Annotated in this window: 19 protein-coding genes; 7 read left to right on the top strand and 12 right to left on the bottom strand. The window is 70.0% G+C overall.

The features are described from left to right. Window positions 1–198: 198 nt before the first annotated feature. Genes ACIRON_RS24210 through ACIRON_RS24200 form a run of 3 tightly spaced genes read right to left on the bottom strand, consistent with a single transcriptional unit; the run spans window position 199 to window position 2,492 of the window. Window positions 199–693 (bottom strand): hypothetical protein, encoded by a 495-nt coding sequence (locus tag ACIRON_RS24210; RefSeq protein WP_402996255.1) that lies wholly within the window; start codon window positions 691–693, stop codon window positions 199–201. Between the two features lie 43 nt (window positions 694–736). Then, the gene (locus ACIRON_RS24205; protein ID WP_402996253.1) at window positions 737–1,228 is read right to left on the bottom strand and encodes a SigE family RNA polymerase sigma factor; all 492 of its coding nucleotides are present in this window, start codon (window positions 1,226–1,228) and stop codon (window positions 737–739) included. Next, entirely contained in the window at window positions 1,215–2,492 is a 1,278-nt protein-coding gene (locus ACIRON_RS24200; protein ID WP_402996251.1) for a hypothetical protein, read from the bottom strand. Before ACIRON_RS24200 ends, ACIRON_RS24205 begins: the two co-directional genes overlap by 14 nt. Window positions 2,493–2,609: 117 nt before the next feature. On the opposite strand from ACIRON_RS24200, the gene ACIRON_RS24195 reads away from it, so the two are divergent. Genes ACIRON_RS24195 through ACIRON_RS24180 form a run of 4 tightly spaced genes read left to right on the top strand, consistent with a single transcriptional unit; the run spans window position 2,610 to window position 8,590 of the window. Further along, window positions 2,610–4,853: an HAD-IB family hydrolase gene (locus ACIRON_RS24195; protein ID WP_402996249.1), complete on the top strand. Its 2,244-nt coding sequence runs from the start codon at window positions 2,610–2,612 to the stop codon at window positions 4,851–4,853. A gap of 11 nt (window positions 4,854–4,864) precedes the next feature. After that, window positions 4,865–6,055, top strand: coding sequence for a zinc-binding dehydrogenase (locus ACIRON_RS24190; RefSeq protein ID WP_402996247.1), 1,191 nt, complete (start codon window positions 4,865–4,867; stop codon window positions 6,053–6,055). Window positions 6,056–6,083: 28 nt separating this feature from the next. Then, window positions 6,084–7,664 carry a lactate racemase domain-containing protein gene (locus ACIRON_RS24185; RefSeq protein WP_402996245.1) on the top strand — a complete coding sequence of 527 codons (1,581 nt, stop codon included), beginning with the start codon at window positions 6,084–6,086 and terminating at the stop codon, window positions 7,662–7,664. After that, complete coding sequence (locus ACIRON_RS24180) at window positions 7,661–8,590, top strand: lysophospholipid acyltransferase family protein (protein WP_402996243.1); 930 nt, start codon at window positions 7,661–7,663, stop codon at window positions 8,588–8,590. Before ACIRON_RS24185 ends, ACIRON_RS24180 begins: the two co-directional genes overlap by 4 nt. Before the next feature lie 20 nt (window positions 8,591–8,610). Here ACIRON_RS24180 and ACIRON_RS24175 read toward each other — a convergent pair whose 3' ends face one another. Together ACIRON_RS24175 and ACIRON_RS24170 are read right to left on the bottom strand one after the other, a co-directional pair. After that, a complete protein-coding gene (locus tag ACIRON_RS24175; RefSeq protein WP_402996241.1) occupies window positions 8,611–9,693 on the bottom strand; it encodes a Vms1/Ankzf1 family peptidyl-tRNA hydrolase in 1,083 nt (360 codons plus the stop codon). 43 nt (window positions 9,694–9,736) lie between these two features. Further along, window positions 9,737–10,171: a hypothetical protein gene (locus tag ACIRON_RS24170; protein ID WP_402996239.1), complete on the bottom strand. Its 435-nt coding sequence runs from the start codon at window positions 10,169–10,171 to the stop codon at window positions 9,737–9,739. 150 nt (window positions 10,172–10,321) lie between these two features. Here ACIRON_RS24170 and ACIRON_RS24165 point away from each other — a divergent pair, with 150 nt between their 5' ends. Next, the gene (locus ACIRON_RS24165) at window positions 10,322–10,714 is read left to right on the top strand and encodes a hypothetical protein (RefSeq protein WP_402996237.1); all 393 of its coding nucleotides are present in this window, start codon (window positions 10,322–10,324) and stop codon (window positions 10,712–10,714) included. A 7-nt stretch (window positions 10,715–10,721) separates the two neighbouring features. Then, window positions 10,722–11,594 carry a serine/threonine-protein kinase gene (locus ACIRON_RS24160; RefSeq protein ID WP_402996235.1) on the top strand — a complete coding sequence of 291 codons (873 nt, stop codon included), beginning with the start codon at window positions 10,722–10,724 and terminating at the stop codon, window positions 11,592–11,594. Window positions 11,595–11,610: 16 nt separating this feature from the next. On the opposite strand, the gene ACIRON_RS24155 is transcribed toward ACIRON_RS24160, so the two are convergent. From ACIRON_RS24155 to ACIRON_RS24145, 3 genes are read right to left on the bottom strand one after another with little or no spacing between them, the layout of a single operon-like run. Continuing rightward, on the bottom strand, window positions 11,611–12,276 hold the full coding sequence (locus tag ACIRON_RS24155; protein WP_091052121.1) for a response regulator transcription factor: 666 nt from the start codon (window positions 12,274–12,276) through the stop codon (window positions 11,611–11,613). Further along, entirely contained in the window at window positions 12,261–13,703 is a 1,443-nt protein-coding gene (locus ACIRON_RS24150; protein ID WP_402996233.1) for a sensor histidine kinase, read from the bottom strand. Before ACIRON_RS24150 ends, ACIRON_RS24155 begins: the two co-directional genes overlap by 16 nt. Then, window positions 13,690–13,962, bottom strand: a complete 273-nt coding sequence (locus tag ACIRON_RS24145) for a hypothetical protein (protein WP_402996231.1) — start codon at window positions 13,960–13,962, stop codon at window positions 13,690–13,692. Before ACIRON_RS24145 ends, ACIRON_RS24150 begins: the two co-directional genes overlap by 14 nt. Before the next feature lie 104 nt (window positions 13,963–14,066). Between ACIRON_RS24145 and ACIRON_RS24140 the strand changes: the two genes are divergently transcribed. Beyond that, complete coding sequence (locus ACIRON_RS24140; RefSeq protein ID WP_402996229.1) at window positions 14,067–15,608, top strand: AMP-binding protein; 1,542 nt, start codon at window positions 14,067–14,069, stop codon at window positions 15,606–15,608. On the opposite strand, the gene ACIRON_RS24135 is transcribed toward ACIRON_RS24140, so the two are convergent. The 4 genes from ACIRON_RS24135 to ACIRON_RS24120 are packed head-to-tail and all read right to left on the bottom strand — an operon-like array spanning window position 15,601 to window position 18,074. Further along, the gene (locus tag ACIRON_RS24135; RefSeq protein WP_402996227.1) at window positions 15,601–16,086 is read right to left on the bottom strand and encodes a twin-arginine translocase TatA/TatE family subunit; all 486 of its coding nucleotides are present in this window, start codon (window positions 16,084–16,086) and stop codon (window positions 15,601–15,603) included. The two genes, ACIRON_RS24140 and ACIRON_RS24135, sit on opposite strands and share 8 nt — an antisense overlap. Then, window positions 16,067–16,837, bottom strand: coding sequence for a twin-arginine translocase subunit TatC (gene tatC / locus ACIRON_RS24130; RefSeq protein ID WP_402996225.1), 771 nt, complete (start codon window positions 16,835–16,837; stop codon window positions 16,067–16,069). Before tatC ends, ACIRON_RS24135 begins: the two co-directional genes overlap by 20 nt. Further along, window positions 16,834–17,028 carry a twin-arginine translocase TatA/TatE family subunit gene (locus ACIRON_RS24125; protein ID WP_091052126.1) on the bottom strand — a complete coding sequence of 65 codons (195 nt, stop codon included), beginning with the start codon at window positions 17,026–17,028 and terminating at the stop codon, window positions 16,834–16,836. The genes tatC and ACIRON_RS24125 overlap by 4 nt, the downstream gene beginning before the upstream one ends. Window positions 17,029–17,078: 50 nt before the next feature. After that, a complete protein-coding gene (locus ACIRON_RS24120; RefSeq protein WP_402996222.1) occupies window positions 17,079–18,074 on the bottom strand; it encodes an intradiol ring-cleavage dioxygenase in 996 nt (331 codons plus the stop codon). Window positions 18,075–18,427: the final 353 nt, after the last annotated feature.

Raw genomic sequence — 18,427 nt, 5'->3', positions numbered from 1 at the left:
ATGGCCGAAGGCCACCGCGATAGCGGCGCCCGCAGGGCGTCCTTGACGCGGCGCCCGATCGAGAAACACTCAAAGACCGGGTCGGCGGCGAACCCTGAAGCGAAAACACAGTCGCTAAGCGAGCCGTCCCGAGCAAGAGAACCGTGTTGGTCTCGACACGCCTCCGTCTAGCGGCTCCGGCGGCTCGACCAGCGAAGCTCAGTCGGCGACCATCTCGACAAGCCGCCCCATGGCCCCGAGCTCGGCGTCGTGAACACCTTCATCAGGAACGATGACAAGCGACCAGAGCCGACTCCCGACAGCAACGTTGCCGACCACGAGATCCCCGTCGGAGTGCGACTCGATACACACGAACGCCCGGTCGCCGACCTCAACAGGCGCGGGAGAGGAGATGCAGTCTTCTCGGCTGGCAGCGAGCCCGGCAGAGACGGAGGTGTCGACCAAGGTTGTCACGAAGATCGCGCCCCGGTCGCTGGTGTAGGTGCAGACGTCCTCGTCGGCGGTGTGCGACCAGGAGCCGGGGATGGCGCTGGCGACCTGACCGGGCTCGAAGAGACAGGGCCCGGAGGCTTCGACGGGGGAGGAGGTCGAGGGGCTCGGACCGGGGCTGCTGGTGGTCGGCTCCCCGGAGCCGCAGCCGGCGAGAGCGGTCGCGGAGAGTACGGCTGCGACGCTCAGCAGCTTCCTCGACACGTATGGCTCCTTGATATCCCGGGGTTCTCGACAGTTTCTCAGGTCACCCTGGCAAGCCTGCAACCGAGGGGATCAGGGTGCGCAGCCGCGCGAGCGCGTCGCTGGTCTGGGACTTGACGGTGCCGATCGAGATCCCGAGCGTCGCCGCGGTCTCGCGCTCGGTGAGGTCGTCGTAGTAGCGCAGGACGATCACAGCGCGCTGTCGAGGCGGGAGCCGCAGCAGCGCATGCCGAACGGCGAGGCTCGAGGTCGGGTCGGGCACCGCCGCCTCCCGATCGGGGAAGCGTTCCACCAAGGTCTCGCGCCAGCGGCGGGTCCGCCACCGGGTGGTTGCTTCGCGCGCGAGTACCTTGCGGACGTACGCCTCGGGGTTCTCCTTGATCCTGCCCCACTTCGGCACCACCTTGATGAGCGTGGTCTGGACGAGGTCCTCGGCGTCCTGGGCATGTCCGGTGAGGAGGTACGCGGTACGAAGCAGGGCGGGGCGGCGGGTGGTGACGAACTCGTCGAAGAGATGACCGTCAGGCTCTGGCACGGCGCCTCCAGACGAGGATCGCGAGGGCGGCGACCACAAGCGTCGTGCTGGCCATGATGGTGGGGACCCATGGGGACCATGGGCGGGGCGGGACCGGCTGGTTCTTCACTGGTGAGTCGAGCAGGTTGATCGCGAGGCGGGCGGTGTTGACGTACGCGCTGAGCACCTCGGCGGAACCATCCCGGACATCGACGGCGACGAGGTCGACCCTTGGATCGGTGCCGTGGTTTTCCAGGGCGGCGACATGGGTCTCGTCGAGCCACGAGATCACTCCGAGGTAGCTGCCCGGGAGCGGATCACCAACGCCGCCGTCGTCGACATTCTTCACGCTGATCCGGCCCGGTAGGCCGTCGCCGAAGATCGCCGCGACGCGTTTCGAGTCCGGCGTGAGGGCGAGGAATTGCGCCCCGTTGATCCGTCCGGGGGTCGCGGGGATCTGAGCGGGAGCGGTCGTCCCGTCGGGCTCGAGGACGACCGATTCCTCGCCCTGGACGATCACTGTGCCGGCACCGGTCGTGCTCGCTGTGTCGAGCGTGGTGAGGTCGGTGCTGATCGGGGAGGTCTCGGCGGTGCTCAGGTCGAAGACCATGCTCCGGGAAGTCGAGGAGCTGCAGCAGTCCCGCATCTGTCCGAAGGCAACGCCTAGATGGGTGGGATCGAACCAGATCAGGGTGCCGTGCCCGATCCCGCGCTCGGTACTGGGCCTCTGGGTGACCACCTCGCCGGTTACGGTGTCATAGACCGCATAACCGTTGATCGTGCCGCCTTCGAGCGCGGGAATCGGGTTGTTCACCTTTCCGGTCGTCCAGTAGGAGACATGGCGGCCATCCGGGGCGAGCTGGGCTTCTCCGAGGTAGCGGGTGGCCGCGTGCGGCAGGTCGAGGAAGGCGTAGGCACCGGTCTCGGCAGACACCCCGACCACGCCGTCGGTGCTTCCGAACCAGCCCTTGCGGGGCGCGTCGAACGTGGCGATGAGCGGGCCGAGCGGGCCAACCGAGTCGGTGCCGGGGAGATGTGGACTGGGCTCGTGGAAACGGCTGGGGATGTAGCTGCCGGCCCCGTCCGTCGCCGGTTCGACGCCGGTGCCCTGCTGCCAGGTCGCCGTGCCGAGCGCGATCAGCAGCAAGCAGGCGACCGCAGCGATGGCGATGGTGCCGAGGCGCTGCGTACGCGCCCTGCGGCGGCCACGCCGCCACAGCTGCCCCGGCGGGGCGCCGCCGGTGGGCGCGTCGCGGGCGAGGTCATCGAGCAGGTCGGTCAGCACATCGGTCTCCAGATCGGTCGTCCGATGGCTTATACGTATCGAGCCTCGTCGAAGGTTGGGTGCTGATTTGAACAGAAGTCCCGCGCGAACTTGGCTGAGTTCGGCAGAATCGCGAGCGTGACCTCTGACATCAGAGAACGGCTCGCGGGGCAGCATGTGCTGCTCACGGGAGTGACCGGGTTTGTCGGCGAGGCGCTGCTGCACCTGATGCTGACCGAGGTGCCGGACGCACGCCTCAGCGTCCTGGTCCGGCGCAAGGGGTCGACGTCGGGTGCGGACAGGATCGCGAAGATGCTGACCAAGCCGATCTTCGAGGGCGTCGCGGGTGCGGAGGTGAACGTCGTCGAGGGCGATCTCTCCGATCCGCCGGCGCTGCCGGAGGATCTCGACGCGGTGGTGCACTCGGCGGGCGACGTCTCCTTCGACCCGCCGGTCGACGAAGGGTTCGTCACCAACGTCGTCGGTGTGCGCGAGCTGCTCAGGCGGGTCGCGGAGACGGGGCGGGACATCCACTACCTGCACGTCTCGACCGCGTACGTCTCCGGGCGGAGAAGGGGACACATCCCCGAGGGACCGGTGGACCATGACGTCGACGTGGACGCCGAGCTCGCCTGGGGGCTGGCGCAGCGCGCGGCCGTCGAGGAGCGCTCGCGCGGGGTCGAGGTGATCTCCGGGCTGCGCAAGCAGGCCGAGCGTGAGCACGGTCGTGCCGGCCTGATGACGGCCGCGGCAGCCGCCGAGGAGGCGCGGAAGAAGTGGGTGAAGGACGAGCTCGTACGCCTCGGCACCGAGCGCGCGCGGTCGCTGGGCTGGACCGACGCCTACACCTTCACCAAGGCGCTGGGCGAGCGGGTCGTCGAGGCCCACGCCGCGGCCGGGAACCGGGCCACGATCTACCGCCCGGCGATCATCGAGTCGGCGGTCTCCCGGCCTCATCCGGGCTGGATCGAGGGCTTCAAGATGGCCGAGCCGCTGATCCTCGCCTACGGCCGCGGCGAGCTGCCGCTCTTCCCAGCCGCCGCGGACACCCCCGTCGACATCGTGCCGGTCGACCACGTCGTCGCCTCGATCGTGGCGTGCCTGGCGCACCCGCCCGAGCACGGCGACCCGGCCTACTTCCATCTCGCCTCCGGCGACCGCAACCCGGTGACGTTCGGGATGCTCTACGAGACCGTGCGGGCCTACTTCTCCAAGGAGCCGTTCGCGGCGGGTGACCGCGGCGCGGCCCGGCTGCCGGAGTGGACGTTCCCGGGCGGCGCCTCGGTCGAGCGGATGATGGTGACCGGGGAGCGGGTGCACAAGATCGCCGACAGGCTGCTCGGGCTGGTCCCGCGCAGCGACCGCACCCGCGGCTGGGCGCGCGACCTCGACCGGCAGGGCCGGCGGCTGCAGTTCCTCCGTCGCTACCTGGACCTCTACAAGGAGTACGCCCAGGCCGACCTCCGCTTCGTCGACACCAACACGCTCTCCCTCTACCGGTCGCTGTCGCCGGCCGACCAGGAGACCTTCGCCTTCGACACCGGCGTGATCGACTGGCACGAATATCTCTACGACATCCACGTGCCGTCGGTGACCAAGCCGGTCCGCGATCTCGACGAGCTGCGCAAGCTGCGGAAGAAGCCCGTCCCCGGGCGGCTGCCGAAGCTCGAGGACGGCCGGGTCGCGGCCTTCTTCGACCTCGACGGCACCCTGATGTCCTCCAACGTGATCGAGACCTACCTGTGGCTGCGGCTCGGTGAGCTCTCCGGCACCCGGAAGGCGGCCGAGATCGCCCGGATGGCGAGCAAGGTGCCCGGATACGTGTGGGCGGACCGGACCGAGCGCGGTGCGCTGCTGCGTACGGTCTACAAGGAGTACGCCGGCGCCCGGCTCACCGAGCTCGACGAGATCGTCGACGAGCACCTGACCACGCACATCCTCGGGCGGCTCGCCCCGGACGCGGTCCGGCGGATCCGGGAGCACCGGGCCGCGGGGCACGTGACGGTGCTGGTCACCGGCGCGATCCGGCCGCTGACCCGGCCGCTGATGCCGCTGTTCGACCACATCGAGGCGGCCGACCTGGCCGTCGACGACCGCGGGTTCTGCACCGGTCACCTGGCCGCGTCGCCGCTGGTCGGGGAGTCGCGCGGCGCGTTCGTCCGCGAGTGGTCGCGCCGCGAGGGCATCTCGCCCTCCGACTGCTTCGCCTACGCCGACTCCCACTCCGACCTCCCGCTGCTCGCGGCGGTCGGGCATCCGATCGCCGTCCGTCCCGACGTACCTCTGTTCCGGCACGCCAAGAAGTCGCACTGGACGATCGTCGACTGGGAGTCGCCGGGGCACGCGAGCCGCACGCTCGACCCGGCCGGGCTGAACCGATGAGGAGGGGCTGAATGCTCGCGCTCGAGATGTACCGCAGCGTCGCGAAGACGGCGGTGGGAAAGGTTGCCGGACGGCACCTGCCGCTGCTGCTGACCGGGGCGGCGGCGCCGCTGCGGATGGTGACGCTGGACCCGCCGAAGGTCGAGCACGACGGATGGGCGCGGCTGAAGGTGTCGCTGGCCGGGATCTGCGGGTCCGACCTGGGGATGCTCTCGGGGCGGACGAGCCTCTACTTCCAGCCGCTGGTGAGCCTGCCGTTCGTGCCCGGCCACGAGATCGTGGGCGAGCTCATCGACCCCTGCGGCGACCTGGCGGCCGGGACCCGCGTGGTCGTCGACCCGGTCCTGACCTGTGCCGCGCGCGGGCTGGAGGCGTGCGAGGCGTGTGCCCGGGGCGAGACCAACCGATGCTCCCGGATCACCGTCGGCGACATCTCCTCCGGTCTGCAGACCGGGTTCTGCCACGACACCGGCGGCGGCTGGTCCCAGCAGCTCTCGGTGCACCGTTCCCAGCTCCACGTGGTGCCGGAGGGCTACTCCGACGAGCAGGCGCTGCTGGCCGAGCCGGTCGCCTGTGCGGTCCACACGGCGCGAAGGGCCGCGGTCAAGCCCGGTGACCGGGTGCTCGTCTCGGGTGCTGGGGCGGTCGGGCTGCTGGCCACGCTGGCCCTGCGCGAGCTCACCGACGCCGGCGAGATCCTGGTCGTCGCCAAGCATGCCCATCAGCGTGAGCTGGCGCTGGAGTTCGGCGCCACCGAGGTGGTCGCGCCGTCGGAGACGCTGCGCCGGATCAGGCGCGCGACCAGCGCTTTCATGCTCGAACCCGAGATGCTCGCCTCGCCCTACCTCCTCGGCGGCGTGGACGTGACCGTCGACGCGGTCGGCTCCAAGGAGTCGCTGCAGACCTGCCTGCACGCCACCCGCGCGGGTGGACGCGTGGTGCTCTCCGGGATGCCCGCCTCCGCCGATCTGTCCGCGGCCTGGTTCCGGGAGCTCGAGGTGGTCGGGACGTACGCCTCCTCGCGGGGCTCCGGCGACTTCGCCACCGCGCTGGACCTGGTCGGTCACGACGCCATGTGCCGCCTCGCGAAGACCGTCGCCCCCTACCCGCTCCACCGCTGGCGCGAGGCCCTCGACCATGCCCACTCAGCCGGTCGGCTCGGCACCGTCAAGGTGGCCTTCGACCCACGCCGAACCAGCTGAACACAGCCGTCCTGAAGAAGGAGAGACGATGACACGCCCAGGTTTCGTGCTGGAGGTCGACGACCGTACGCCGCCCCTGCTCGTCCACGAGGGGCTCGGGTTCCGGCTCGAGGAGTTCCCGCAGGGCACGCGGGTGGTCTACCCGCCTGAGTCGCTGCCGACGGTGCCGGATGTGGACGGGGCGATCCGGGAGGCGCTCGAGAACCCGGTCGACTCCGAGCCGCTGCGGGAGCTGATGTTCCCGGGGATGCGGCTGACGATCGCCTTCGACGACCTCTCGCTGCCGCTGCCGACCATGAAGGCGCCCGACATCCGGGGCCGGATCATCGAGCAGGTGCTCACGATCGCGGCCGAGAAGGGTGTCGACGACGTCGAGATCATCGCCGCGCTGGCCCTTCACCGCCGGATGACCGACGCCGAGATGAAGCACATCGTGGGGGAGCGGGTCTTCCGAAGCTTCGCGCCGCAGGGGCTGCTCTACAACCACGACGCCGAGGACCGCGCCAACCTCGAGCACATGGGCACCACCGAGAGGGGCGAGGACGTCGAGATCAACAAGCGGGCGGCCACCTCCGACCTGCTGATCTACGTCAACGTCAACCTCGTCGCGATGGACGGCGGCCACAAGTCGGTCGGCATCGGGCTGGCCTCCTACAAGTCGATCAAGCACCACCACAACGCCAAGACCATGGTGCACTCGCGCAGCTTCATGGACCACAAGCACTCCGAGATGCACTCGTCGGCCTGGCGGATGGGCCGGCTGATCGGCGAGCACGTCAAGGTCTTCCAGATCGAGACGACGCTCGACAACGAGGTGTTCGGAAAGCCGTACGACACACTGCTCAAGCGTGAGTGGGAGTGGTCGATGCGCGACCAGGCCACCGTGCTCGGCCTGCGCCGCGGGCTGGCGGTCGCGCCGCAGAAGATGCGCCACAAGATGTTCCACGACCTGCGCTCCAACTACGGGCTGACCGGGATCACCGCCGGCGCCGTCGAGCCGGTCCACGAGCTCACCGTGCAGCGGGTCCACCAGCAGCAGCGGGTCAAGGTCGAGGGCCAGTCCGACGTGATGGTGATGGGGGTGCCCTATCTCGGCCCCTACAACGTCAACTCGACCATGAACCCGATCCTGGCCGCCTGCATGGGGCTGGGCTACTACTTCAACTCCTACCTGCGGCAGCCGGTCGTGCGTGAGGGCGGCGTCGCGATCCTCTACCACCCGCTCGACGAGGGCTTCAACACCCTCACCCACCCCTCCTACGTCGACTTCTACGAGGAGGTGCTGGCCGACACCACCGACCCGGCGCTGATCGGGCCGAAGTTCGAGGAGCAGTTCGCCACCGACCCCTGGTACGTCCACCTCTACCGCACCTCGAACGCCTACCACGGCGTCCACCCGTTCTACATGTGGTACTGGATCGCGCACGCCCTCGACCACCTCGGCGACGTGATCTGGGTCGGCGGCAACCCCAAGGCCGCAGCCCGGATGGGCTTCCGGTCGGCGACCACCTTGCGTGACGCGCTGGAGATGGCCTCCTCGACGGTCGGTCCGTCCCCGTCGATCACCTACCTGCGCAACCCTCCGCACCTGCTGGCGGACGTCCGATGAGTTTCTGGAAGGACACCGCCCGCGACGTACGGCTCATGAAGCGGGGTTGGCGGTGGGGACACCGGGCGCAGGTGCCGCGGTCGGCGGAGCCGTTCGTGCCGCCGGCAGAGACGACGGTCTTCGACAACGAGTGGTCGCGCAGGCCGGCCGCGCGGGCGGTCAGGGAGGTCGCCCAGGCCGGGCTGGAGGCGGTCTTCCGGTCGCAGGTGAAGACCCAGGTCGAGGGGCTGGACGTGCTCGAGAAGCTCGACGGGCCGGTGATCTTCGTGGCCAACCACGCCTCCCACCTGGACACTCCGCTGATCCTGCTGAGCCTTCCTGACCGGTGGCGGCGGCGTACGGCGGTGGCGGCCGCCGCCGACTACTTCTTCGACACCTGGTGGCGGGCGGTGGGCTCCTCGCTCGTCTTCAACACGCTGCCGATCGACCGTCGCGGGGGAGCGCTCGCTAACGCACCCGGTGAGGTGCTCGCCGACGGCTGGTCGCTGGTCGTCTTCCCGGAAGGCACCCGGTCCAAGGACGGCACCGTCGGCCGGTTCCGGTCCGGCGCCGCCTACCTGGCCGTCGAGTACGGCGTCCCCGTGGTCCCGATCGCCCACCGCGGCACCTACGCGGCGATGCCGCGCGGGGTGAACTGGCCCGGCAAGGACAGGTCCGGGGGCCGCCGCCAGCTGACCGTACGCTTCGGGGAGCCGCTGCGCCCGGCCGAGGGCGAGTCGATGCGCGAGTTCGCGCCCCGGATCCGGACGGCGGTGGCGAGGCTGCTGGATGAGGACGCCACCGACTGGTACTCCTCGATGCGCCGCGCCGCCGAGGATCGCACCCCCGACCCGGCCGGTGAGGAGATCGCCGAGTGGCGCAAGGTCTGGGCGGCCACGGAGTCACCCGACCCCGAGCCGGACCGGATCAAGGCCTGGCGTCGCTGAGCCTGTCCCGCTGAGCCGGGTCAGGCCCAGCGCAGCAGTGCGGCCACCGGGGCGTCGCCGAGCAGGCTGGCGGGCAGCACGCACACCTCCGCGTCGGTGAGGACCGCGGCGGCGATGAGTGCCTCGTCGGCCTCGACCGGACCGGAGACCGGGGCCTCGCCGAAGGCGAGGCCGGGATGCTCCGCCGGGTCGAGCATGCGGCCGACGAGTGCTCCGGGGTCGATCAGCAGGGTCTCGACGCGGCCGGTGACGAACGCGTCGGCGACGTCGCGTACGCCGGTGGCCGCGCGCTCGCCCCTGCCCCAGGCCTCCTCGAGCCGCCCGACCAACGTCGTGCGATGGCGTACGACCCGGTCCAGCAGCGCGCTGCGGATCGCCTCGTCCCGGGCCTGGTCGCCGCCGTCCGCGGCGCGCTGCCCGCTCGCCAGCTCGACGACCTCGGCAGGAAGGCCGGCGAGGCGCTGGCGCAGCCTGCCCACCGTGGTCGGGTCGCCGCCGATGAGCACGAGGTCATGGCCGTGGTCGCGGACCAGCCTGGTCACCTCCTCGGCCACCTTGTCGGCGTTGTGGCGCCAGACGTTGTCGGTGGTCTGCTGCATGCGGAAGGCCGCCCACCCGACGTTGTCGTGGATCTTGTGGACGTGCTCGAGCTCGTCGCCCTCCACGGTGGTCGTGCTCGTGGGCTGCGGCAGTCCGGAGTCCCACAGCGAGATGTCGCCACCGGTGTGGTCGGCCAGGACCAGCACGAACGGCATCGAGGTCTCCCGCGCGGCGATCCAGGAGCCGAGGTCGGGCAGCGCGTCCCAGGTCGCGACCGGGTTCGGGACCTCGGCGACGGCGACCGCGTCGTAGGCGATTCCCTCGGGCGTCGCGACGACGACCCGCGCGAGCGGGGCCGGCTGACGTACGTTCGCCTCCAGCCGGTCGGAGACCTGCGCGACGACGCCCGGGGGAGCGCCCTGGGCGGAGAGCTCCTCGCAGGCGGCGCGCACCCGAAGCTCCTTGGCGTGGGCCGCGTTCTCCGAGTCCTGGCTGACATCGGCCAGCACGGTGGCGTACGGCCCGGGGCGGGTCAACAGGTTGGTGAATCCAGCGGTGTCCATATCGGTGTGGTACCCACCGACGGGCGCTGGCAGACGGGTCGGCTCAACCGGCCGCGCAGGTCACCTCGGTGACCCGCCACTCCTCGTCCTTGCCCTTGCCGGAGCGGTTGACGACGAGGGTGAACACGGACTGACCGCCGTCGGGGGTCAGCTCCACCGTGGCGCCGGTCTCGGTGAGGTCGGTGGAGGTGATGCGTACCTTCTCCAGGTGGCCGCGCGCGTCAGCCGTCTTCTCGGTCGGCGGGGTCTGGACCGAGGGACAGGCCAGCGCCCACTGCGCCACCAGCTCCGGCTTCGCCTCGACCGTGGTCCAGCTCGTGGTCCGCGCGAACCGGCTGGCGGCCGTCTCGGCCTGCTCGGTGGCGTGCTCGCGGAAGCGCGAGCGCGAGTATCCGTAGCCGGCCACCGAGATCAGCACCCCGACCACCAACAGCACTCCGACCTTGAGCGCGATCTCGCGCCGCTCGCTGCTTTGCACGGGACGTTCCTACCACCACCGGCCCCAGGACCCGAACCGGCTCACGGATGAGAGAGCTCTCATGGTCATCTCACGATCACCTCACCGCGGGTCGAGATGGTTCTTCCATGGCGCCGGGAACACCCGGTGCAGAACCTGAAGGGACCAATGATGAAGAAGCTTCCGATGATCCTCGGGACCGGCCTGGTCGGTGTGGTCGCGGCCGGCGTGTTCAGCTACCAGAGCGCTGCCGCTGTCGATGACGACGGCTATGCCAAGCGTGAGGAGAAGTCCAACACCCAGGTGACCACCGTCGACGACGATGACGACAACGACGCCGACGACGTCACCCGCGACGCCGCCGGCAACGACACCGCGACCAACGGCACCGGCGTGACCCGGGCGACCAAGGACAACACCCGCGACAACACCCGCGACAACACCAAGCTCACCCGCGACGACCAGACCAAGGACGACAACACCAAGGACAACACCCGCGACAACACCAAGGACAACACGCGGGACAACACGCGCGACAACACCAACGACCGGACCCAGGGCTGAGTCGAAGATGACCGACACCTGGGGCCTGGTCCAGGGTGACGCGATCACCCCCGAGCTGACCGCGATGCGGCTGCTCGGGGGCGGCTCGTCGTACGAGGCCTTCCTGGCCTTCGACGAGATCACCTACGGGCCGGTCGTCGCCAAGGTCCTGCGACCGAACCTGATCGACAGCGAGACCAGCCGCAACGCGCTGCGGCGCGAGACCGACGCACTGACCCAGCTGCGTCACCCGGTCCTCGTCCGCGGCCTGCGCGAGGACCTCGACGGCGAGCGCCCGTACGTCGTGATGGAGCACGTCGAGGGTCCCCGGCTCTCGACGCTGATCCGCCGCCACGGGCGCCTTCCGGAGCAGCAGTACCTGCCGCTGGCGCTCGACCTCGCCTCGGCGCTGCACTACCTGCGTCGCTCCGGCTGGGTGCACCTCGACCTCAAGCCGAGCAACCTGATCATGGGCTCACCGGCCCGGCTGATCGACCTCTCGGTCGCCCGGTCCACCGAGGCGGCGGCCGCGCTGCGCCACGAGATCGGCACCGACGCCTACATGGCGCCCGAGCAGTGCCTGCCCGGCGAGCGGGGCGAGGTCGGCCCCGCCAGCGACGTGTGGGCCCTGGGCGCGACCCTCTTCCACGCCGTCACCGGCGAGCGGCCGTTCCCCCATGGCGACCCGTCGGCCGCGGACCGCACCGAGCGCTACCCGCAGCTCGTCTCCGGGGTCGGCGACCTCCCCAGACGTACGCCTCCCGAGGTCGTCAAGGTGATCGAGGCGTGCCTCGCGCCGGCTGCCGGTGACCGGCCGGCCCCTGCGGAGATCGCCGAGACCGTCTCGCCCGCGCTGGAGCGGCTTCCGCGAGCCTCGCTGGGCGGCCTGCGGATCCACTGATTCCCCCGGGCCCGGGTCAGGACTGGAAGCGGTAGCCCATGCCGCGGACGGTCTCGACCCGGGCCGAGCCCAGCTTCTTGCGCAGGTAGCCGACGTAGACGTCGACGACGTTGGAGCCCGGGTCGAAGTCCATGCCCCAGGCCAGATCGAGCAGCTGCGCGCGGGAGAGCACCTGCCCCGGATGCCGCAGCAGCACCTCGGCCAGCGCGAACTCCCGCGCGGAGAGGTCGCTCTCGCGTCCGTCGACGCGCAGCCGCCGCGTACGCAGGTCCAGCGCCACCGAGCCCGAGCGGAGCTCGCCCACCTCGGCGGCGGTGTTGTCCTGCTGTCGCAGGCGTACGTTGATCCGGGCCCGCAGCTCGGCGAAGCGGAACGGCTTGGCGAGGTAGTCGTCGGCGCCGCCCTCGAGCGCGGAGACGGTGTCGTGCACCGAGTCGCGGGCGGTCAGCACGACCACCGGCATCCGGGAGCCCTGGGCGCGCAGCTGGTCGAGCACCTCGAAGCCGTCGATGGTCGGCAGGCCGATGTCGAGCACCATCAGGTCGAAGGCGCCGCTCAGCGCCTCCTCGAGTCCCTCCAGCCCGTCGGCGACGGTGCTGACCTGGTGGCCGTCGGCGCTCAGGCCCTTGGCGAGGAAGGCCGCGATGCGGTCCTCGTCCTCGACGATCAGGATGCGGGCCATGCCTCTCCTTCGGTGCGTGCGGGCAGGGTGATCGTGAAGCGGGCGCCGGGAGGCGTCGCGTCCTCGACGCCGACGGTGCCGCCGTGGGCGGTGGCGATCGCCGAGACGATGGCGAGGCCGAGCCCGAGTCCCGGCCGGTCGCCCGAGCCGGTCTCCGCACCGCGGGCGAACCGCTCGAAGATCCGGTCCCGGTCGGCGGCGGGCACCCCCGGTCCGGTGTCGCGCACCCACAGCCGCAGGGTGCCGTCGACGGTCGCCGAGCCGACCGCGATCCGGTCGCCGGGCGCGGTGTGGCCGGCGGCGTTGTCGCACAGCTGCAGCATCGCCTGGGTGACCCGCTGCGGGTCGAGGCGCCAGGTGCCGGGAGTGGCCTCGTCCAGATGCCAGTCGCGGTCGGCGAGCGCGCTGGCCTTGGCCAGGATGTCCTCGGTGAGGGTGTCGACATCGACCTCCTCCAGGGTGAGGAAGTCGGGCCGGTCGTGCTTGGCCAGCAGGATCAGGTCGCCGACCAGACGGCTCATCCGGTCGACCTCGTCGAGCGCCAGCCGCCGGGTCTGCTCGACCTCGGCCGGGTCGGACTCGTCGAGGAGCTCGAGGTGGCCGCCGATGATCGTCAGCGGCGTACGCAGCTCGTGACCGGCGTCATCGAGGAACTGGCGCTGGTCGCTGAACGCCTGTTCCAAGCGGTCCAGCATGCCGTTGAAGTTCCTGGTCAGCGCCGAGATGTCGTCGTTGCCCGACTCGGGCAGGCGGGCGGAGAGGTCGGTCGCGTCGACCGCGCCGGTCGCCTGCCGCAGCCGGGTCAGCGGTGCCAGCAGTCGCCCGGACTGCCAGGCTGCGACCACGGTGACGAGCAGAGCGAGAAGGGCGGCCACGATCGTGTAGGTGCGCATCGTGCTTCGCAGCTCGGCACGGTCCTCGTCGAGGTAGGAGACGACCAGGAGGGCACCCTCGGTGGTGCCCTGGGCGTTGTCCTGCCGCACCGGCTGGCTGGTGATGCGTACCTCGCCGTCGGCGGTGTCGAGGTAGGTCGTCCCACCGTCGCGGACCACGTCGCGTACGGCGCTGCGGAACCGTGGCGACTCGACCAGCGGGTCCTCGGGGAAGTGCGCGCGCGGCCGGCCGTCGACCCAGGCGACCAGGAGCTCGTCGTCGTCGGGCACGTTGCGGCTCAGGAACGTCCGCAGCAGCCCCTCCACGTCGTACGGCGCCCGGGTCTCGGGATCGATGCCCTCGGTGCGCAGCCGGGAGAACTCGTCGAGCTCCTGCTCCATCTCGCGCGTGGTGGCATCGTCGACCCGGTTGAGCTCGACCGCGTAGACGATGAGACCCGCGCCGGCCAGGGCGAGGGTGACCAGGAGAGCGACCGAGGCGGTGATCCGGGCGCGTACGGACACACCCCGGCGGCGTGGGTCAGTCGTCGTCATGTCGGTCGTCGCGGTCATCATCATCGTCGTCATCATCATCGTCGACGGGACCAGGAGTGACGACCGGGACACCCGAGGGATCCGTGCTCGGGGACGACCCGGTGCTCGGTGCGGACGGCGAGGTCGACTGCGAGGGCAGCACGACGGGCTCGCGGGGCGGCGGGTCGTTCTCGGAGGCTCCCGCGAAGGAGGCGGCCAGGTAGACGCCGACCGCCACCAGGACGGCCAGCGGGATGACGAGTTTCAGGGTGCGCGACATGACCCTCCGATAGTGCCTGACCACCTGTCCGATGTGGGGGTCCATGAGAGACCTCTCATCGATACAGTGATCCGGGTCACCACTTGCACCTGGAGGTAACGCCCGTGTTCGTCCCGTTCAGCGTCAACGACTTCATCGACCGTGCCGCATCCGTCTACGGCGAACGGGTGGGCATCGTCGACGAGCCCGACCAGCCGGCAGCCTCCCTGGGGGAGGTGACGTACGCCGAGATGAAGTCGCTCGCGAAGCGGATGGCGGCGAAGCTCGACGAGCTCGGCATCGGCGTGGGGGAGCGGGTCGCGATCGTGTCCCACAACTCGGCGCGGCTGCTGACCGCGTTCTACGGCGTCTCCGGCTACGGCCGCGTCCTGGTGCCCGTCAACTTCCGCCTCCGTCCCGACGAGGTCTCCTACATCGTGGAGCAGTCCGGCGCCTCGGTGCTCTGGGTCGACCCGGAGGTCGACGAGGCGTTGAAGGACGTCACCGCCAAGCACCGTTTCGTGCTCGGCGATGACGCCAACCTCTATGCCGCCGACGGCGTCGAGCCGAAGCCGTGGGCGCCGGACGAGAACGCCACCGCGGCGATCAACTACACCTCGGGCACCACCGCGCGGCCCAAGGGTGTGCAGATCACCCACCGCAACATCTGGACCAACGCGCTGACCTTCGCGCTGCACGCGGGCTGCAACGACCGCGACGTCTACCTGCACACGCTGCCGATGTTCCACGCCAACGGCTGGGGGATGCCGTTCGCGGCGACCGGCCTCGGCATCAAGCACGTGGTGCTGCGCAAGGTCGACGGGATGGAGATCCTGCGCCGCGTACGCGACCAGGGGGTCACCTACATGTGCGCCGCCCCCGCGGTGGCCGCGGCCGTGCTCGATGCGCTTCCGCAGTGGCAGGCCACCGAGGGCGAGATCCCGGGACGGGACAAGGTGCGGATCATCATGGCCGGTGCGCCGCCGCCGACGAAGACGGTCGTGCGCGTCCAGGAGGAGCTGGGCTGGGAGTTCATCCAGATCTACGGCCTCACCGAGACCTCGCCGCTGCTGACCATCAACCGCACCCGCGCCGAGTGGGACGACCTCGACCCGATGGAGCGGGCCGCGAAGCTGACCCGCGCCGGCGCGCCCGCGATCGGGGTCAGCCTCGACATCTCGCCCGACAAGGAGGTCCTGGCCCGGTCCAACGTCGTGCTCGAGGGCTACTGGGAGAAGCCGGAGGAGACCGAGAAGGCCCTGGCCGAGGGCTGGTTCCACACCGGCGACGGCGGCAGCCTCGGCGACGACGGCTACCTCACCATCTCCGACCGCATCAAGGACGTGATCATCACCGGCGGCGAGAACGTCTCGAGCGCCGAGGTCGAGGACGTCCTCTTCCTGCACCCCTCGGTCGCCGAGGTCGCCGTGATCGGCATCCCGAGCGAGAAGTGGGGCGAGACCATCCTCGCCCTCGTCGTCCTCGCCCCCGGGACCGAGGCGACCCAGGAGGAGCTGATCGCCTGGTCCAAGGAGCGCGCCGCCGGCTACAAGGCGCCGACGGTCGTCGAGTTCCGTGAGTCCCTGGCTCGCACGGCCACCGGGAAGCTGCAGAAGTTCAAGCTCCGCGAGCCCTACTGGGGCGACCGCGATCGCAAGGTCAACTGACCAGGAGCTGGTTGACCTCGGCCATGAGTCGCTCCGTCTCGTCGTCCTCGGCCGGCGGCGGGACGTGGGCGGCGAGGCGACGAGGGTCGTCTTCGGGGAGCGAGGAGATCAGGATGCGGCGGGGGTGGGCGGAGCCTCCGGTGACGAGGTACTTCTGCCCGGGACGTACCCGGCTCGCTTCTGCCTCCAGATCGGCAGCCGCCTCAGCCGTCGCCTCCGCCGGGGCCGAGGGCGTCTCGGTGAGCGCGGTGCGGACGATGCGGCGCGGGTCGTACTGGCGTACGTCCAGGGCTTCCAGCTCTTCGCGCGAGATCCCGATCTCGGTCTCCGCCCGGGCCTTGGAGGCGTCCACGAAGCTCCGGAACGAGCGGATCAGCTCGGCGAGGCGGTGGGTGTAGAGCGGGAGCCGCTGGGGGCCGATCACGAGGCCGGCGAGGATCGCGACGAGGAACAGCTTCTCAAAGCTCAGACCGAACATGGTGGTCCTTTCTGGCCAGTTGCCTGTCGTGGAGGTGGGTGATGAGGACGGCGCCGGCGAACAGGGCCGACATCGGCGCGGCGACGAGGAACATCGACAGTACGTCGGCAGCCGGTGTCACCAGCGCGCTGAACAGGACGATGACGACCACGATGGCGCGCCAGCTGCGCCGCAGGGTGCTCGAGGGGAGCAGGCCGAGCAGGTTGAGCACGACCACGAAGACCGGCAGCACGAACGCGACCCCGATGGCGAGGACCATCTTCATCACGAAGTCGACGTAGTAGCCGGCGTTGAGGATGGTGCTGTCCTCGGTGGAGGAGAAGCCGGCGAGCATCTCGACCATGTGCGGGAAGAGCAGGAAGCCGAACGCGCAGCCGGCGCCGAAGAGCGGGAGCGCCGCCGCGAGGAACCCGAAGGTGTATCTCTTCTCGCGCCGGGTCAGACCCGGGGTGACGTACGCGAAGAGCTCGGCCAGCCAGATCGGGCTGGAGAGGATCACGCCGGTGAAGAGCGCGATCTTGAGCTTGAGGTCGAAGGCACCGGTGACGGTGTCGTAGTTGAGGCTGGCGTCCTGGGACTGCGCGATCTGCTCGATCGGTGAGCGCAGGACCTCCAGGATCTGGTCGGAGAGCCAGAAGCCGACGACCACACCGACGAGGAGCGCCACCGCCGCCCGGATCCCACGCCTGCTCGCCTCGCGCAGGTGGCCGGCGACCGGCATGGTTCCCCGTGCGACGGTGGCCGTGGTCATGACGCCCTGCGGTCAGCCACGGCCTCGACCGTGGCGGCCTGCGGCTCGGCGGCGTCGTGGGTCTCGTCCTTGAGGATGCGTACGGACTGGCCGACGCTCCGGGCCAGGGCCGGCAGCTTCGCCGAGCCGAAGACGAGCAGGATGATGGCGAGGATGACGAGGGCGTGCCAGCCCGTGAGGTTCTGCAACATGGTGTTCTCCTAGGTCGGTTGTCGGGTCAGTTGTCGGGTCAGTTGTCGGGTCAGTTGGACGGCATCTCGGGCGGGGTTCCGCCTTCGCCGCCCTGGGGCGGAGCACCGCCCTCGCCGCCACCGCCGCCGGGAGCGGCACCCATGGTGGCCTCGGTGGTCGTGTCGACGGCGACCGCGAGCGAACCGGTGTAACCGGACTCCGCGTCGCCCTCGAACGTGCCCATCTCCAGCTCGTAGCCGTCGCTGAAGACGTTGTCGGTGTCGAGCGAGACCTGCGCCATGTTGTCCGCCGAGCCGTCGTAGGTGTCGAGCTCGTAGATCGGGGCCAGCATGTCCTCGGGGAACGCCACCTGAGAGGTCGCGATCGCGTTCTCGCCGGTGGTCGCCGAGTCGGCGTCGGGATAGACCTCGAAGTGCATGTGCGTCCAACGGCCGGAGTAGCAGCCGGGGACGATGGTCTTGAAGGTCACCTGACCGTTGGCGTCGGCGACCTGGACCCCGCGGAGGTACGTCTCGTCCTCGACGCCCTCGGAGTACATCGAGTACTGGCCCTGGGCGTCGCACTGCCACAGGTAGACCGCGACGCCTTCGAAGGCGGCGTTGTCGTTGGCCATGTCCGTCACGGTGAAGGTGAACTCGAGCGGCACCCCATCGACGGTCGTGCCGCCGTCCAGGCTGGAGGTGATGTCGCTGCGTACGATCCCGGACTCGGTCAGCACGTTGGTGCCGTTGGTCCCGTCGGCCGGGTAGGGGCCGTTGGTCTCCTGCGGGATCTCACCGTCGGAGGTCGTCGACGTCGTCGACCCCTCCGCGCCGGACCCCGAGGAGGTCGACCCCGAGCTCGACGAGCTCGTGGACCCACAAGCGGCCAGGGCAGCGGCCCCGACGCCGACCCCGACGAGTCCGAGGACCCTGCGCCGGGTCAGCAGCGTCGAGATGTCGAAGCCGGCACCCTGGTCGACCACCTCCTCCTCGGGGCGGGCCAGCAGGCGACCTTCATAGGCAGGGCCTTCAGGGGTGTTCTCGGGTTCGGGTACGCGGCTCATGTCATCTCCTTGACGTTGGGCTTTGCTGCGATGACCCTGACTCTGGCTTGCTGGTTGGTGAGGAGCATCTGACTCGGCTGTGAGGTTGCTTTGAGATTTCGCCGGGGGCGTGCGCGGGGTGACTGAGCGGCTTGGGTGCCTGTCTGGGTGGCGTAGGGCGGGTGGGGCCGAGTGCCTGTTCGGGTTGGGAGATTTGAAAGACCAGGGTGTTTGGGCTGGGTGCCGTTCGGGTGTCTTGCGGGCTTCCAGCAGCGGTCTTGGTTTCGTCGGGATACCTGTCCCTGCCTGGGTTTGGAGAGGTACGTCGGGGTGTTCTCAAACGGGATCGTATTGGTTCTCATAAAAAGCAGAGG

The sequence above is a fragment of the Nocardioides sp. NPDC101246 genome (assembly GCF_044767415.1).
GTDB lineage: Bacteria > Actinomycetota > Actinomycetes > Propionibacteriales > Nocardioidaceae > Nocardioides.
The sequence above is the reverse complement of the archived record's forward strand: the minus strand, read 5'-3'. Positions and strand labels throughout refer to the sequence as shown.